At 64.4% G+C, this 14247-nt stretch carries 18 protein-coding genes and 1 pseudogene; 11 read left to right on the forward strand and 8 right to left on the reverse strand.

Annotated features, from left to right (window positions below; all coding sequences use genetic code 11):
• Positions 1-84: 84 nt before the first annotated feature.
• A complete protein-coding gene (locus ACQKPE_RS06820) occupies positions 85-306 on the reverse strand; it encodes a DUF1289 domain-containing protein (RefSeq protein WP_427664352.1) in 222 nt (73 codons plus the stop codon).
• Between the two features lies 1 nt (position 307).
• Positions 308-640: an iron donor protein CyaY gene (gene cyaY, locus ACQKPE_RS06825; RefSeq protein WP_375102036.1), complete on the reverse strand. Its 333-nt coding sequence runs from the start codon at positions 638-640 to the stop codon at positions 308-310.
• Positions 641-849: 209 nt separating this feature from the next.
• Here cyaY and lptM point away from each other — a divergent pair, with 209 nt between their 5' ends.
• The 6 genes from lptM to ACQKPE_RS06855 are packed head-to-tail and all read left to right on the forward strand — an operon-like array spanning position 850 to position 5461.
• A complete protein-coding gene (gene lptM / locus ACQKPE_RS06830; protein ID WP_427664354.1) occupies positions 850-1056 on the forward strand; it encodes an LPS translocon maturation chaperone LptM in 207 nt (68 codons plus the stop codon).
• Positions 1057-1065: 9 nt separating this feature from the next.
• Positions 1066-2313, forward strand: a complete 1248-nt coding sequence (gene lysA, locus ACQKPE_RS06835; protein ID WP_427664356.1) for a diaminopimelate decarboxylase — start codon at positions 1066-1068, stop codon at positions 2311-2313.
• Between the two features lie 4 nt (positions 2314-2317).
• Entirely contained in the window at positions 2318-3148 is an 831-nt protein-coding gene (gene dapF, locus ACQKPE_RS06840; RefSeq protein WP_427664358.1) for a diaminopimelate epimerase, read from the forward strand.
• 13 nt (positions 3149-3161) lie between these two features.
• Complete coding sequence (locus tag ACQKPE_RS06845) at positions 3162-3869, forward strand: DUF484 family protein (protein ID WP_427664360.1); 708 nt, start codon at positions 3162-3164, stop codon at positions 3867-3869.
• Positions 3869-4765: a tyrosine recombinase XerC gene (xerC, locus tag ACQKPE_RS06850; RefSeq protein ID WP_427664362.1), complete on the forward strand. Its 897-nt coding sequence runs from the start codon at positions 3869-3871 to the stop codon at positions 4763-4765. The genes ACQKPE_RS06845 and xerC overlap by 1 nt, the downstream gene beginning before the upstream one ends.
• Positions 4766-5461, forward strand: coding sequence for an HAD family hydrolase (locus ACQKPE_RS06855; RefSeq protein WP_427664364.1), 696 nt, complete (start codon positions 4766-4768; stop codon positions 5459-5461).
• Positions 5462-5524: 63 nt separating this feature from the next.
• Here the strand turns inward: ACQKPE_RS06855 and sutA are convergent, their stop codons facing one another.
• From sutA to glnK, 3 genes are all read right to left on the reverse strand, one after another.
• On the reverse strand, positions 5525-5851 hold the full coding sequence (gene sutA / locus ACQKPE_RS06860; RefSeq protein ID WP_427664366.1) for a transcriptional regulator SutA: 327 nt from the start codon (positions 5849-5851) through the stop codon (positions 5525-5527).
• A gap of 475 nt (positions 5852-6326) precedes the next feature.
• Positions 6327-7661: an ammonium transporter gene (locus tag ACQKPE_RS06865; protein WP_427664368.1), complete on the reverse strand. Its 1335-nt coding sequence runs from the start codon at positions 7659-7661 to the stop codon at positions 6327-6329.
• Positions 7662-7704: 43 nt separating this feature from the next.
• Entirely contained in the window at positions 7705-8043 is a 339-nt protein-coding gene (gene glnK, locus ACQKPE_RS06870; RefSeq protein WP_375102027.1) for a P-II family nitrogen regulator, read from the reverse strand.
• A gap of 414 nt (positions 8044-8457) precedes the next feature.
• On the opposite strand from glnK, the gene ACQKPE_RS06875 reads away from it, so the two are divergent.
• The 5 genes and pseudogenes from ACQKPE_RS06875 (at position 8458) to ACQKPE_RS06895 (ending at position 12216) form a co-directional block, all read left to right on the forward strand.
• Positions 8458-8727, forward strand: coding sequence for an accessory factor UbiK family protein (locus ACQKPE_RS06875; RefSeq protein WP_427664371.1), 270 nt, complete (start codon positions 8458-8460; stop codon positions 8725-8727).
• Positions 8728-8745: 18 nt separating this feature from the next.
• On the forward strand, positions 8746-9174 hold the full coding sequence (locus ACQKPE_RS06880) for a TOBE domain-containing protein (RefSeq protein ID WP_427664372.1): 429 nt from the start codon (positions 8746-8748) through the stop codon (positions 9172-9174).
• Positions 9175-9308: 134 nt separating this feature from the next.
• Positions 9309-10794, forward strand: a pseudogene (locus tag ACQKPE_RS06885) (YifB family Mg chelatase-like AAA ATPase).
• A 130-nt stretch (positions 10795-10924) separates the two neighbouring features.
• On the forward strand, positions 10925-11167 hold the full coding sequence (locus ACQKPE_RS06890) for a DUF2790 domain-containing protein (protein WP_427664374.1): 243 nt from the start codon (positions 10925-10927) through the stop codon (positions 11165-11167).
• Positions 11168-11196: 29 nt separating this feature from the next.
• Positions 11197-12216, forward strand: a complete 1020-nt coding sequence (locus tag ACQKPE_RS06895; protein WP_427664376.1) for an alpha/beta hydrolase — start codon at positions 11197-11199, stop codon at positions 12214-12216.
• A gap of 54 nt (positions 12217-12270) precedes the next feature.
• On the opposite strand, the gene ACQKPE_RS06900 is transcribed toward ACQKPE_RS06895, so the two are convergent.
• From ACQKPE_RS06900 to ACQKPE_RS06910, 3 genes are all read right to left on the reverse strand, one after another.
• Positions 12271-12687 carry a DoxX family protein gene (locus ACQKPE_RS06900; protein WP_427664377.1) on the reverse strand — a complete coding sequence of 139 codons (417 nt, stop codon included), beginning with the start codon at positions 12685-12687 and terminating at the stop codon, positions 12271-12273.
• An 82-nt stretch (positions 12688-12769) separates the two neighbouring features.
• Positions 12770-13132 (reverse strand): response regulator, encoded by a 363-nt coding sequence (locus ACQKPE_RS06905; RefSeq protein WP_427664421.1) that lies wholly within the window; start codon positions 13130-13132, stop codon positions 12770-12772.
• Positions 13133-13161: 29 nt separating this feature from the next.
• Entirely contained in the window at positions 13162-14145 is a 984-nt protein-coding gene (locus ACQKPE_RS06910; protein ID WP_427664379.1) for a response regulator, read from the reverse strand.
• Positions 14146-14247: the final 102 nt, after the last annotated feature.

Here is a 14247-nt window from a genome sequence, read left to right on the forward strand (position 1 = left end):
AGCAAAACCCCGCCCAAGGGCGGGGTTTGCGAATGCTTTCGGCGATGCCGAGGCCAACCGACACTAACACAGCCGGGCAAATACTCAAGCCTGTGGCATCGAGGCCCTCAGCGCCTGTGCCTCAACGCAGATCTGCCTACGCCGCTGGTCGTCGGCGGCACGCCACTCGCGAATATGCTCGACATGGCGAAAGCAGCCGGTGCACACCTTGTGCTCATCGAGGCGACACACGCTGATACAAGGTGAGGGCACCGCCGGGCTGACATTGCTGTACAGCGGCTTGGCCGGCCGAGGTTGCTCGCTCATCTCAGATCTCGTCGAAATCCAGCTTTTCGCCTGCACGTTCCCAGACGATCCGTTCCAGCATCTCGCCCAGCAACTCCTCGCTTTTCTCGCACACCCACTTGCCCGACTCGTCGTCGTAGTCGAAGTGGAAACCGCCCGAACGGTCGGCCAGCCACAGCTGGCGCAGGGGCTCCTGGCGGCTGAAGATCAGTTGGCTGCCGTTGTCGAACTTGACGGTCAGCACACCGGCGGAGTTCTCCATGTCCAGGTCAAGGCCGCTCTCGTCGAACAGGTCTTCCAGTGCCTGCTGGGTGGTATCGACCAGATCATGGAAACGCGCTTCGCTCAAACTCATTGCAGGAACCTCGAAATTGGCTGCACACACGCAAGCCGGGCACGATACGGACGCTTGGCGTTGAATGCAAAGGTTACGACGGGGCGGGCATGCGTACTTCAGGATAGACCCTCGCGCCCCGCCGGGCGGGCCGCCCCTTGCATAGGCAAGCTGCCGGTCGCTCGGTATACTCGGGCGCAATACTGCATATTTCAAAGGATTTCACCCCAATGAAGCGCCTGATTTCCTCCTTCGCGGCGCTGGTCGCGGTTGCCTGCCTCGTTTCGGCCTGCGGTCAGAAAGGCCCCCTGTACCTGCCTGAAGATGGCAAGGACGGCAAAGCCCGCAAGTCGTCGCAACACCAGCACCAGCACGCTCAACCGGCCGCGCAGCCCGCGCCGGCGCAAGACGAGCCCGAGCAGTCGCCAGCGCAGTAAGGAAATCCCATGGATGCATTCAACTACCGCGACGGTGAACTGTTCGCGGAAGGCGTGGCCCTGTCGGCCATTGCCGAGCGCTTCGGCACCCCGACCTACGTGTACTCGCGCGCCCACATCGAGGCCCAGTACCGCAGCTACGCCGATGCCCTCGAAGGCACTGAAAGCCTGGTGTGCTTCGCCGTCAAGGCCAACTCCAACCTGGGCGTGCTGAACGTCCTGGCGCGCCTGGGCGCAGGCTTCGACATCGTTTCCGGCGGTGAGCTGGAGCGGGTACTGGCTGCCGGTGGCCGCGCCGACCGCGTGGTGTTCTCCGGCGTCGGCAAGACCCGCGAAGACATGCGCCGCGCCCTGGAAGTGGGTGTGCACTGCTTCAACGTCGAGTCCACCGACGAGCTGGAGCGCCTGCAAGTGGTAGCCGCCGAGATGGGCAAAGTGGCCCCGGTCTCGCTGCGTGTGAACCCGGACGTCGATGCCGGTACCCACCCGTATATCTCCACGGGCCTGAAAGAAAACAAGTTCGGCATCGCCATCGCCGATGCCGAAGCCATCTACGTACGCGCCGCGCAGCTGCCGAACCTGGACGTCGTGGGCGTCGACTGCCACATCGGCTCGCAACTGACCACCGTCGACCCGTTCCTCGATGCCCTCGACCGCCTGCTGGACCTGGTCGACCGCCTGGCCGACTGCGGTATCCACCTGCGCCACCTGGACCTCGGCGGAGGTGTCGGCGTGCGCTATCGCGACGAACAACCGCCGCTGGTGGCCGACTACATCAAGGCCATCCGCGAGCGCGTGGGCAGCCGTGACCTGGCTCTGGTGTTCGAGCCCGGCCGCTATATCGTGGCCAACGCTGGCGTGCTGCTGACCCGCGTGGAATACCTCAAGCACACCGAGCACAAGGACTTCGCCATCATCGATGCGGCCATGAACGACCTGATCCGCCCAGCCCTGTACCAGGCCTGGATGGGAGTCAGCGCGGTCAAGCCACGTGAAGGCCAAGGCCGCACCTACGACCTGGTCGGGCCGATCTGCGAGACCGGCGACTTCCTGGCCAAGGAGCGCGAGCTGAACCTGGCCGAGGGTGACCTGCTGGCCGTGCAGTCCGCGGGCGCCTATGGTTTTGTCATGAGCTCGAACTACAACACCCGTGGCCGCTGCGCCGAAGTGCTGGTCGATGGCGACCAGGCCTTCGAAGTACGCCGTCGCGAAACCATTGCCGAACTGTTCGCCGGCGAAAGCCTGCTGCCGGAGTGAACCCATGCTGCTGCGTTTCACCAAGATGCACGGGCTGGGCAACGACTTCATGGTCCTCGACCTGGTCAGCCAGCACGCGCACATCCAGCCCAAGCATGCCAAGCAATGGGGTGACCGCCACACCGGCATCGGCTTCGACCAGCTGCTGATCGTCGAGGCGCCGAACAACCCGGAAGTGGACTTCCGCTACCGCATCTTCAACGCCGATGGCTCGGAAGTGGAGCAGTGCGGCAACGGCGCGCGCTGCTTCGCGCGCTTCGTGCTGGACAAGCGCCTGACCGCGAAGAAGCGCATCCGCGTGGAGACCAAGAGCGGCGTCATCGTGCTGGACGTGCAGAATGACGGCCAGGTCTGCGTCGACATGGGCCCACCGCGCTTCGTGCCGGCCGAAATCCCCTTCGTCGCCGACGAGCAGGCGTGCAGCTACGACCTGGAAGTCGACGGCCAGGTCTACCCGATCGCCGCCGTGTCCATGGGCAACCCGCACTCGGTGCTGCGCGTCGATGATGTGCAAACGGCCCCGGTGCACCAGCTGGGCCCGAAGATCGAGCATCACCCGCGCTTCCCGCAGCGGGTCAACGCCGGCTTCCTCCAGGTGATCGACCGCCATCGCGCCAACCTGCGAGTGTGGGAGCGTGGCGCTGGCGAGACTCTGGCCTGCGGCACCGGCGCCTGCGCCGCTGCCGTGGCGGCCATCAGCCAAGGCTGGATGGACTCGCCGGTAGCCATCGACCTGCCCGGTGGCCGCCTGAGCATCGAATGGGGCGGCCCTGGCAAGCCAGTATTGATGACCGGCCCCGCCGTACGCGTCTACGAAGGACAGGTTCGTCTCTAAGCGAGTAACCGCCATGACCGATCAGCCACAGGCTCTACCCCAGCACGCCACCGACCTCGACGAAGAGGCGGTGGTCGCCTACCTGCGCGCACGCCCGACCTTCTTCGCCGAACATGACGAGCTGCTGATCGAGCAGCGCATCCCACACCAACGCGGCGACAGCGTGTCGCTGGTGGAACGCCAGCTCCAGCTGCTGCGCGAGCGCAACATCGAGATGCGCCACCGCCTCTCGCAGTTGATGGACGTCGCCAGGGACAACGACCGGCTGTTCGACAAGACCCGCCGGCTGATCCTCGACCTGCTCGATGCGAGCACCCTGGAAGAGGTGGTGATGGCGGTGGAAGACAGCCTGCGCCAAGAGTTCCAGGTACCGTTCGTCAGCCTGGTCCTGTTCGGCGACAATGCCGCACCGGTTGGCCGCTGGGTCAGCAATGCCGAAGCGCAACAGGCCATCGGCGGCCTGCTGGGCAGCGGCAAGACCGTCAGCGGCAACCTGCGCGAACACGAGCTGGTGTTCCTGTTCGGCGACGAACACCAGGAGGTGGGCTCCAGTGCCGTCGCCTCGCTGGAGCACCAGGGCCTGCACGGCGTGCTGGCCATAGGCAGCCGTGACCCGCAGCACTACAAGAGCAGCGTCGGCACCCTGTTCCTCGGCTATATCGCCGAAGTCCTGGGCCGCGTCGTCCCTCGCCTGACCCAGACCCTGCGTTCGGTGCGCTGATGGAACGCCAGCTGGAAGCTTATTGCGCGCACCTGCGCAATGAGCGCCAGGTGTCCGACCACACCCTGCTGGCCTACCGCCGCGACCTGGAGAAGGTCATCGAATTCTGCAACGCCCAGGGCATCACGGGCTGGGCCACGTTGCAGGTCCAGCAACTGCGCCAGCTGGTGGCGCGCCAGCACCACCACGGCCAGTCGTCGCGCAGCCTGGCGCGCCTGCTCTCGGCGGTGCGCGGCCTGTACCGCTACCTCAACCGCGAAGGCCAGTGCAGCCACGACCCGGCCAATGGCCTGAGCCCACCCAAGGGCGAGCGCCGCCTGCCCAAGGTGCTGGACACCGACCGCGCACTGCAACTGCTGGACGGCGGCGTCGACGACGATTTCATCGCCCGCCGCGACCAGGCCATCCTCGAGCTGTTCTACTCCTCGGGCCTGCGCCTGTCGGAGCTGACCAACCTCGACCTGGAACAGCTCGACCTCGCGGGTGGGCTGGTGCAGGTGCAAGGCAAGGGCAGCAAGACCCGCGTGCTGCCTGTTGGGCGCAAGGCCCGCGAGGCCTTGCAGGCCTGGCTGAAGGTGCGCGGCATCAGCGCGCCGCGCGACAACGCGGTGTTCCTTTCGCGCCAAGGCAAGCGCCTCGGCCCACGTGCTATCCAGCTGCGGGTCAAGGCCGCTGGCGAGCGCGAGCTGGGCCAGCACCTGCACCCGCACATGCTTCGCCACTCTTTCGCCAGCCACCTGCTGGAGTCGTCCCAGGACCTGCGCGCGGTGCAGGAAATGCTCGGCCATGCCGACATCAGCACCACGCAAATCTACACCCACCTGGACTTCCAGCACCTGGCCGCGGTCTACGACAGCGCCCACCCCCGGGCCAAACGCAGCAAGGGCACCGAATAGATGAGCATCAAGCTGATTACCTTCGACCTGGACGACACCCTGTGGGATACCGCGCCGGTGATCGCCAGCGCAGAAACCGTCCTGCGTGACTGGCTCGCAGCCAACGCCCCGAGCCTGGGCGGTGTGCCGGTCGAGCACCTGTACGGCATCCGCGAGCGCCTGGTGCAGGCCGAACCAGGCCTGAAGCACCGCATCAGCGCGCTGCGTCGCCGCGTGCTGTTCCACGCCCTGGAGGAAGTCGGCTACAGCAAGCAGCACGCCCAGGCGCTGGCCAATGAAGGTTTCGAAGTGTTCCTGCACGCTCGGCACCAGGTGGAGGTGTTCCCCGAGGTGCAGCCGGTGCTGGAGATCCTGCGCCACCACTACACCCTAGGCGTGGTTACCAACGGCAATGCCGACGTGCGTCGCCTAGGCCTGGCGGACTACTTCCGCTTCGCCCTGTGCGCCGAGGACTTAGGGATAGGCAAGCCAGACCCGGCGCCCTTCCTGGAGGCCCTTCGCCAAGGTGATGCCCAGGCCGATGCCGCAGTACATATCGGCGACCACCCCGGGGACGACATCGCCGGCGCCCAGCGCGCCGGGCTGCGCGCGGTGTGGTTCAACCCCCAGGCCAAGGCCTGGACTGGCGAGCAGGCGCCGGATGCCGAGATACAGCGTCTGTCACAGTTACCCGAGGTGCTGGCCCGCTGGCGCTGAGCCCTTCGAACGGCGCCCACAAAAAAGCCCGCAGCGACGGCGGGCTTTTTTGTACTCAACCACTCAGATAGGGCGGCTGCCGTACTTGTTGTCCGGCTTCTTGGGCGGGTCGGCGACCACATTGGCCTCGACCTCCTGCACCTTGCCGCCGCGCGAGAGGAATTCCTCCATCGCCTTGGCCAGGGCATCACGCTCCTTCTGCTTGGCTTCCATGCTCGGCATTTCGTCTACCGCCACCGCCGCCTTGGACTTGCCCTTGGCAGCCGGTGCCGGGCTGTCGTCCTCGCCGGCATCTTCGGCGCCGTCGTCAGCCGCAGCTTCCAGGCCCTCATCGCCCTCGTCTTCGTCGCCTACTTCAAGGTCGTCGTTTTCCAGATCGTCGTCGCTCATGTTCTACCTCATGACTTGCGAAAAGCAGGTTAGTTATAGACCAGTGCAGCCGTAGACCGGCGGCTTCTGGTGAAAATTCAACTGGCCGTGGGTTGGCCACTGCCCTGGGTTGCCCGACTCCTGGTGGGAGCCCTTCACCCTGCAGGCCCTCGCTGCTGGCTGGGCCTGACGAAATCTTTTTTGGCCACCGCTGCTGGCGTTACGCTACTGGCAAGCCTAGCAAAGGGTAGCGAAGTGTGCGGACGGCTTGTCAAACACCCTTCGGCGCGCATTCTAGCGCGCTCGCGAAAAAAGCAAAGCACCACAAACACCCATAGCACTGTAAGTTTTCTGCATACAACGCGAACGTGCCGGATTAACCGTTTGCCCCCTGGAAAACACCTGGAAAAAAGTCGAATTTGCAGCTTTCGCGACTTTTCCGGCAGGCAAAAAAATGCCCAGCAAAGGCTGGGCATTTTTTGTCGCTCCGGCTTGATTACAGGTTGTAACCACGCTCGTTGTGCTGAGCCAGGTCGAGGCCGACCGACTCTTCTTCATCGCTGACCCGCAGGCCCATCACCATATCCAGCACCTTGAGGATCACGTAGGTGACAATACCGGTGTAGACGACGGTGAAGATCACGCCCTTGGCCTGTACCCACACCTGTGCGCCGATGTCTTCGACGGTGCCGAAGCCACCCAGGACAGGGGCTGCGAACACGCCGGTGAGCAGTGCGCCAACGATACCGCCGATGCCGTGCACGCCGAAGGCGTCGAGCGAGTCGTCATAGCCAAGCTTGCGCTTGAGGCTGGTGGCGCAGAAGTAGCAGATCACACCCGAAGCCAGGCCGATCACCAGTGCGCCCATCGGGCCGACGGTGCCAGCAGCCGGGGTGATGGCGACCAGGCCGGCAACCACGCCAGAGGCGATGCCCAGGGCGCTTGGTTTGCCGTGGCCGATCCACTCGGCGAACATCCAGCCCAGTGCGGCGGCAGCGGTGGCGATCTGGGTGACCAGCATGGCCATGCCGGCAGTGCCGTTGGCAGCCGCGGCGGAGCCTGCGTTGAAGCCGAACCAGCCGACCCACAGCATGGCTGCGCCGATCAGGGTGTAGCCCAGGTTGTGCGGCGCCATCGGGGTGGTTGGGTAGCCTTTGCGCTTGCCCAGGACCAGGCACGCTACCAGGCCAGCCACACCGGCGTTGATGTGCACCACGGTGCCGCCGGCGAAGTCCAGTACGCCCCAATCCCACATCAGCGCACCGTCACCGCTCCAGACCATGTGCGCGATCGGCGCATAGACCAGGGTGAACCAGATGGCCATGAAGATCAGCATGGCGGAGAACTTCATGCGCTCGGCGAAGGCACCGACGATCAGCGCAGGGGTGATGATGGCGAAGGTCATCTGGAAGACGATGAACACCGCTTCCGGGAACAGCGCAGCGGCCGAGGTCAGGCCAGACGGCGTGACGCCGCTGAGGAAGGCCTTGGAGAAGCCGCCGACGAAGGAACTGAAGTTGAGGACGCCCTTCTCCATACCGGTGGTGTCGAAGGCCATGCTATAGCCGTAGACGACCCACAGGATGCTGATAAGGCCAGTGATGGCGAAGCACTGCATCATCACCGACAGGACGTTCTTGGAACGCACCATGCCGCCGTAGAACAGGGCAAGGCCCGGGATGGTCATGAACAGCACCAGTGCCGTCGCGGTGAGCATCCAGGCGGTGTCGCCGGAGTTCAGCACGGGGGCAGCGGCTTCCTCTGCCAGGGCAAGGCCGGGCATTACGAGGGACAAAAGGGCTCCGAGCCCTGCGATCTTACGCAGAGTCATGTTGTTTTCTCCTGGGGCGCGTTGGGTTTGGTGAGGCTTTTTCTTAGATCGCGTCGGTATCGGTTTCGCCGGTACGGATGCGGATCGCCTGCTCCAGATTGACCACGAAGATCTTGCCGTCACCGATCTTGCCGGTGTTGGCAGCCTTGGTGATGGCGTCGATCACGGCGTCGAGCTTGTCGTCCGCGATGGCGACATCGATCTTCACCTTGGGCAGGAAGTCGACGACGTATTCGGCGCCACGGTACAGCTCGGTGTGGCCCTTCTGACGGCCGAAGCCCTTGACCTCGGTCACGGTGATGCCCTGCACGCCGATATCCGACAGCGACTCGCGCACGTCGTCCAGCTTGAACGGCTTGATGATGGCAGTGACTAGCTTCATGAAACTCTCTCCCGATTTGGTGGACTTGCCCCAGGAAAACAAACCCGTCTCAAGTCTAAGCGCAGCGCCTGGCTTTGTAACGCGTCGTCGGTTCCATTCCCTTCACCTTCTACTTCCTGCGGCGAAGGGCCATACGGCTCGGCCTGCGCACTGCCTGGTCTCAAGGGACTGCATCAGTGCATGGCTCGCGATGGTCTTTGCAGAAACCTTGCCAGGTCGCTTAAGCCGCCGAAAAACAAGTAGTTGCGCGCTTTTGTCGGGATTGGCCAGTAGCCAGTAATGGAAACGTGCACAGTTTTGGTGCTCAGTGCACCCTGACCCCGCTCAAAAAGTGTGCAGCCAAGGGCCGCACCGGGGCCCGTCGATCGGCGTGCTACACTGCGGCCCTTTCATGACCCACGGAAAAAGCCGCCCATGCTCGCGCCCAAAGCCTTCCTCGACGCCCTGAGCGACCAAGCCTCTCGCCTGTTCAGCGGCGATACCGTGCAACCGCGCGCCGAACTCGAAAGCCAGTTCAAAGTGCTGATGCAAGGTGCCTTCAGCAAGCTGGACCTGGTCAGCCGCGATGAATTCGACAGCCAGATGGTAGTACTGGCGCGCACTCGCGCACGCCTCGAGGCCCTGGAGAAGCAAGTCGCCGAGCTGGAAGCACGGATGGCGCCAACAGCCCCTGAACAACAGTAAATACACGGAGCGTTACCCATGAAAGTCAGTGCACGCAATGTATTCGAAGGCACCGTCAGCGCGGTCCAGCCAGGCGCGGTGAATGCCGAGGTCGAAGTGACCTTGCCCGGCGGCGAGAAACTGGTGGCGGTGGTTACCATGGCCAGCCTGCATAACCTGGGCATCAATGTCGGCAAGCAAGCCGTGGCGCTGGTCAAGGCGCCTTGGGTGGTATTGATGACCGATGCTGCCGGGTATCGCTTGTCGGCACGCAATGCGCTCGAAGGCGAAGTGGTACGCGTGGGCGATGGCGCGGTCAATGCCGAAGTGGTGCTTAAGCTGGCCGGCGGTACCGAAGTATTCTCCATCGTCACCCGCGAAGCGGTGAGCGAGCTGGGCCTGGCGCCAGGCGTGAAGGCCACCGCGCTGATCAAGGCCTCGCACATCATCCTGGGCGCGAGGCCCTGACCCCAAACGCCTGCACCTGACCCAAGGTGCAGGCGGACAAATACCGACGCACTTTCCACCCGGGCACCCCACTCGCGTTGGCTATCCTTGCCGGGCCGCAGGAAGCGGCCTTTGCCAGCGATCACGGAGTGTCCATGTCCCTCGCCCTTGTCCACAGCCGCGCCCAGGTGGGCGTGCAAGCGCCTGCTGTCAGCGTCGAAACCCACCTGGCCAACGGCCTGCCCAGCCTGACCCTGGTCGGTCTTCCCGAGGCCACGGTCAAGGAAAGCAAGGACCGGGTGCGCAGCGCCATCGTCAACTCCGGCCTGGAATACCCCGCACGGCGCATCACCCAAAACCTCGCCCCCGCCGACCTGCCCAAGGACGGTGGGCGCTACGACCTGGCGATCGCCCTGGGCATCCTGGCTGCCAACGGCCAGGTGCCGGTTGCGCCGCTCACCGATATCGAATGCCTGGGCGAACTGGCCTTGTCGGGCGCGCTACGCCCGGTGCAAGGCGTACTGCCCGCCGCGCTGGCAGCGCGCGAGGCGGGGCGGGCGCTGGTGGTACCACGCGAGAACGCCGAGGAAGCCAGCCTGGCCAGCGGGCTGGTAGTGCATGCGGTGGGGCACCTGCTGGAACTGGTAGCGCACCTCAATGGCCAAGTGCCGCTGCCGCCCTACTCGGCCAACGGCCTGCTCCTGCAAAACCGGCCCTACCCCGACCTCAGCGAAGTACAGGGCCAACAGGCGGCCAAGCGAGCGCTGCTGGTAGCGGCTGCCGGCGCGCACAACCTGCTGTTCACCGGCCCGCCCGGCACCGGCAAGACCCTGCTCGCCAGCCGCTTGCCGGGCTTGCTGCCACCACTGGACGAGCGCGAGGCGCTGGAAGTGGCGGCGATCCAGTCGGTGAGCGGCCATGCACCCTTGAGCAGCTGGCCACAGCGGCCATTCCGCCACCCGCACCATTCCGCCTCGGGGCCGGCCCTGGTCGGCGGTGGCAGCCGCCCACAACCCGGCGAAATCACCCTGGCCCATCACGGCGTGCTATTTCTCGATGAACTGCCGGAGTTCGAGCGGCGCGTGCTGGAGGTACTGCGTGAGCCGCTGGAGTCCGGCGAGATCGTGGTGGCGAGGGCCAAGGACAAGGTGCGCTTTCCCGCGCACTTTCAACTGGTGGCCGCCATGAACCCCTGCCCCTGCGGCTACCTGGGCGACCCCTCGGCGCGCTGTCGGTGCAACACCGAGCAGGTCCAGCGCTACCGCAACAAGTTGTCCGGCCCGCTGCTGGACCGCATCGACCTGCACCTCACCGTCGCCCGCGAAAGCACCCTGCTCACCCACCAGCCCAGTGGCGAAAGCAGCGCCAGCGTCGCTGCGGTGGTGGCCGAGGCGCGCGCTGCAACAGCGCCGCCAGGGCTGTGCCAATGCCTTCCTCGACCTCAACGGGCTGCGCCGTCATTGCACCTTGCTGGCCGAAGACCAAGCTTGGCTGGAGGCAGCGTGCGAACGCCTGAACCTGTCCTTGCGGGCCGCGCACAGGCTGCTGAAGGTAGCCCGGACCCTGGCGGATCTGGAGCGGACCGAAACAATCGCACGCCTGCACCTGGCTGAAGCACTGCAATACCGGCCGGGGTCCTGAAGCGACGATGCACTGCGTCAATCGCTCCGATAGCGGAATTATATTTTGCGCACTAAATATTATCGCGCAATATACATCTCAAGCAGCGACAGTCGCTGACACCACTCCCCAACGATACCGGAGAATGATCATGACCTTCAGCAAAGCCATCGCCATCGCCACCCTCACTCTCGGCACCAGCGTCAGCGTCTTCGCACAGTCCGTTACCCCGTACCAGTACGGCATGGACCTGGACATCGACCAGGTGATTTCGGTAGACACCAAGGCCACCAGCAGCCATGTCAATACCGCCACTGTGACCTACCGTGATAGTGATGGCCAGGTGCAGAAGTTCAGCTATATTCGCCCCGCTTTTAACAACAATCAGAACTGATCATCAGTCATTGTCCCTGGAGCTTGAATATGAAACTGTCCCGCACCCTCACTGCCGCCGGCCTGCTGGCCCTTGCCGTAAACAGCGCCTTTGCCGCCGGTAGCCCCGGCGTAGAAACCACCACCCAGGGCTTCCTGCAGGCCCTGGCCGCCGGTGGCGGCAAGCCGCTGGAAACCCTCGCACCGAAAGACGCCCGCGCCGTGCTTACCGGCGCCCAGGCCAGCGTGAAAGTGGATGTATCCGGTATTCAGGTCGAGCGCCGCACCATTCAGGTCGACGGCCAGGCCCTGGAGATCCGCGTGGTACGCCCTCAAGGCGCGAAAGGCGAACTGCCGGTGTTCATGTTCTTCCACGGCGGTGGCTGGGTATTGGGTGACTACCCAACCCACGAACGCCTGATCCACGACCTGGTGGTCGGTTCCGGTGCCGCAGCGGTCTACGTCGACTACACCCCGTCGCCGGAAGCCAAGTTCCCCACCGCCATCAACCAAGCTTACGCCGCTACCCGCTGGGTCGCCGAGAACGGCAAGCAGATCGGCGTCGATGGCAGCCGCCTGGCCGTGGTAGGCAACAGCGTCGGTGGCAACATGGCCGCAGTGGTCGCGATCAAGGCCAAAGAGGCCGGTACGCCGAAGTTGCGCTTCCAGGCCCTGCTGTGGCCGGTGACCGATGCCAACTTCAACAACAGCTCGTACAACCAGTTCGCTGAAGATCACTTCCTGACCCGCAACATGATGCAGTGGTTCTGGGACAACTACACCACCGACCCGAAACAGCGTAACGACATCCACGCCTCGCCACTGCGCGCCAGCCTGGATCAGCTGAAAGGCTTGCCACCAGCACTGGTACAGACCGCCGAAATGGACGTGCTGCGCGACGAAGGCGAAGCCTACGCTCGCAAGCTGGATGCCGCCGGCGTGCCGGTGACGGCCGTGCGCTACAACGGCATGATCCACGACTTCGGCCTGCTCAACGTACTGGGCCAAGTGCCTGGTACCCGCAGCGCGATGGACCAGGCTGCTCAAGCGATCAAGCAACATTTGAAGTAAGCAGCAACGCAAACCGGGGCGGCCTAGCCGCCCCGGTTTCTTTTTTTCAGCCCTTTAACCCGCTTTTCTCGCCAACATCCCTTCCAGCGACCAGGCCCCCGGCCCGGTCAGCGCCAGCCCGCCGTACAGCGCCAGCAACAGCCAGGCAAACTGCCCCTGCTCCAGGGTCCAGTCCGGGTGCACCAGCCCCAGCGACACCACCAACACGGCAATCACCGGCAAGCACGCCAGGCGCGCGAACACGCCCAGCGCCAGCAGGACCGGGCAAAGCACTTCAGCGAATACCGCCAGGCTCAAGGTGAGCGTAGCGCCAAGGCCGAGCGGGTCTTCGATACGCTGAAGCTCGGCGGACCAGTTCAGCAGTTTGGGCATTCCATGCACCACCAGCAACAGTACTGCCGCAAACACGCGCATGAACAGCAGGCCCAAGGCAGTCAGCCTGGGGGAGTCGAACGAAGGTAGGTTAGCCATGGGAGCGCTCTGCAGTGGAAACGCAGGACTCTGGCATGGCACCCAAGTGATTAATTGAATGAATGTGCGCAGCTATAAACAGCTATGAACCGCCCCGACTCGCCACCGCCTTTAGCACGAACCTGAGCAGCGCCTCCTCGTTGAAGGGCTTGCCCAGGCACGCCACCGCCCCCAGCCCCAGCGACTCGCCCTCGGCCGCCGGGTCCCAGTGCGCCGACATGCAGATCACCGGCAGCCGATAGCCGAGCCGCGCCAATTCGCGCTGTACCTCCACGCCATTGCGCCCAGGCATTTTCAGGTCCAGCAGCGCACAATCGGCCTCGCAGGCCAGCTCCGATGCCAGGAACGCCTCACCATCGGCGAAGGGGTACGCCTCGTACCCCGCCGAACGCAGCAGGTTCGACAAGCTTTTACGCACCGAGGCGTCATCGTCGACGATGCACACCCGCAGCTTGGTGTTGCTGCCCTGGCCGCTCATACCGCGCCCTGGTCGACAACCCGGCCCGCACCTTCGATCAACTGATGCATGCCGACCAGTTCCACCAGCGAGCGGGACTGCATCTTGTTCATGATGTTCTTCTTGTGGACCTTGGTGGTCACCTCGCTGGTGCCCAGCTGGCGAGCGATCTGCTTGTGCGAAAGGCCCTCCACCACCAGGGCGAACACCTCGCGTTCACGGGGGGTCAGGCGTTGGTACTTGTCGCGCACCTGGCGGGCTTGGCGCCAGTCGCGTCCACTGGTCACCGCGCGAGCGCGCACCACCTCGAGCAGCGCCAGCAGCTGGTGCTCGTCGAACGGCTTGGTGAGAAACTCAAACGCCCCGGCGCGCATGGCCTGGACCGTCAGCGGGATGGTGCCGTAGCCGGTCATGAACACGATCGGCCAGGGCAGGTCGAGGCTACGCAAGACATGTTGCAGCTCCAGACCCGAAGCCGCAGGCAGGTTGATGTCCAGCAACAGGCAGGCGTACGGGTTGTCCCACTGTTGCTCCAGCAACTCCTCGGCCGAAGCGTACAACCGATGGGGAATGTTCTCGGCACGCAACAGGCGGCCCAACGCGGTACGCACCGACGGGTCGTCATCGACCACCAGCACCTGCACCGCTTCACCGCCAGGTTCCAGTGCATGGCTGTCGAGCGGAAAGTGTGCGGCCAGTGTCGAGGCATCCGGCGCAAGCTCGGCCTGCAACCGGTAGCCACGGCGCGGCACGGTCTGGATGACGCTCTTGTCACCCAGCCACTTGCGCAGCAGCGAAACCTGCACCTGCAGGTTATTGTCCTCGACCACGGTACCCGCCCAGACCTGGCTGAAGAGCTCGTCCTTGCTCACTACCCGGCCATTGGCGCGCACCAGCACCGCCAGCACCTCGAACGCCCGGCCACCCAGGGGGATCGGCTGGCCGTCACGGAAGGCCTCGCGTCGCTCCAGCGACACCATGGCTTTACCTATTCGGATCATCGCATCCTCGACTTTCGTGGGCTGGGCAGTTGCGTGGCCCACTTCACTCTAGGCCCGTTGCTGTATAGGAACAATTATCCCGAGGGATAGGACTATACACAT

This window comes from Pseudomonas sp. NPDC089554 (genome assembly GCF_050280645.1).
GTDB lineage: Bacteria > Pseudomonadota > Gammaproteobacteria > Pseudomonadales > Pseudomonadaceae > Aquipseudomonas.

What these genes read in the sequence shown, in the direction of transcription:
- ACQKPE_RS06890 (WP_427664374.1), top strand. Translation starts at nt 10,925, where the DNA reads ATGACCTTCAGCAAAGCCATCGCCATCGCCACCCTCACTCTCGGCACC.
- ACQKPE_RS06865 (WP_427664368.1), bottom strand. Translation starts at nt 7,661, where the DNA reads ATGACTCTGCGTAAGATCGCAGGGCTCGGAGCCCTTTTGTCCCTCGTA.
- ACQKPE_RS06900 (WP_427664377.1), bottom strand. Translation starts at nt 12,687, where the DNA reads ATGGCTAACCTACCTTCGTTCGACTCCCCCAGGCTGACTGCCTTGGGC.
- lysA (WP_427664356.1), top strand. Translation starts at nt 1,066, where the DNA reads ATGGATGCATTCAACTACCGCGACGGTGAACTGTTCGCGGAAGGCGTG.
- ACQKPE_RS06845 (WP_427664360.1), top strand. Translation starts at nt 3,162, where the DNA reads ATGACCGATCAGCCACAGGCTCTACCCCAGCACGCCACCGACCTCGAC.
- ACQKPE_RS06855 (WP_427664364.1), top strand. Translation starts at nt 4,766, where the DNA reads ATGAGCATCAAGCTGATTACCTTCGACCTGGACGACACCCTGTGGGAT.
- ACQKPE_RS06880 (WP_427664372.1), top strand. Translation starts at nt 8,746, where the DNA reads ATGAAAGTCAGTGCACGCAATGTATTCGAAGGCACCGTCAGCGCGGTC.
- cyaY (WP_375102036.1), bottom strand. Translation starts at nt 640, where the DNA reads ATGAGTTTGAGCGAAGCGCGTTTCCATGATCTGGTCGATACCACCCAG.
- dapF (WP_427664358.1), top strand. Translation starts at nt 2,318, where the DNA reads ATGCTGCTGCGTTTCACCAAGATGCACGGGCTGGGCAACGACTTCATG.
- ACQKPE_RS06910 (WP_427664379.1), bottom strand. Translation starts at nt 14,145, where the DNA reads ATGATCCGAATAGGTAAAGCCATGGTGTCGCTGGAGCGACGCGAGGCC.
- sutA (WP_427664366.1), bottom strand. Translation starts at nt 5,851, where the DNA reads ATGAGCGACGACGATCTGGAAAACGACGACCTTGAAGTAGGCGACGAA.
- ACQKPE_RS06875 (WP_427664371.1), top strand. Translation starts at nt 8,458, where the DNA reads ATGCTCGCGCCCAAAGCCTTCCTCGACGCCCTGAGCGACCAAGCCTCT.
- lptM (WP_427664354.1), top strand. Translation starts at nt 850, where the DNA reads ATGAAGCGCCTGATTTCCTCCTTCGCGGCGCTGGTCGCGGTTGCCTGC.
- ACQKPE_RS06895 (WP_427664376.1), top strand. Translation starts at nt 11,197, where the DNA reads ATGAAACTGTCCCGCACCCTCACTGCCGCCGGCCTGCTGGCCCTTGCC.
- ACQKPE_RS06820 (WP_427664352.1), bottom strand. Translation starts at nt 306, where the DNA reads ATGAGCGAGCAACCTCGGCCGGCCAAGCCGCTGTACAGCAATGTCAGC.
- glnK (WP_375102027.1), bottom strand. Translation starts at nt 8,043, where the DNA reads ATGAAGCTAGTCACTGCCATCATCAAGCCGTTCAAGCTGGACGACGTG.
- xerC (WP_427664362.1), top strand. Translation starts at nt 3,869, where the DNA reads ATGGAACGCCAGCTGGAAGCTTATTGCGCGCACCTGCGCAATGAGCGC.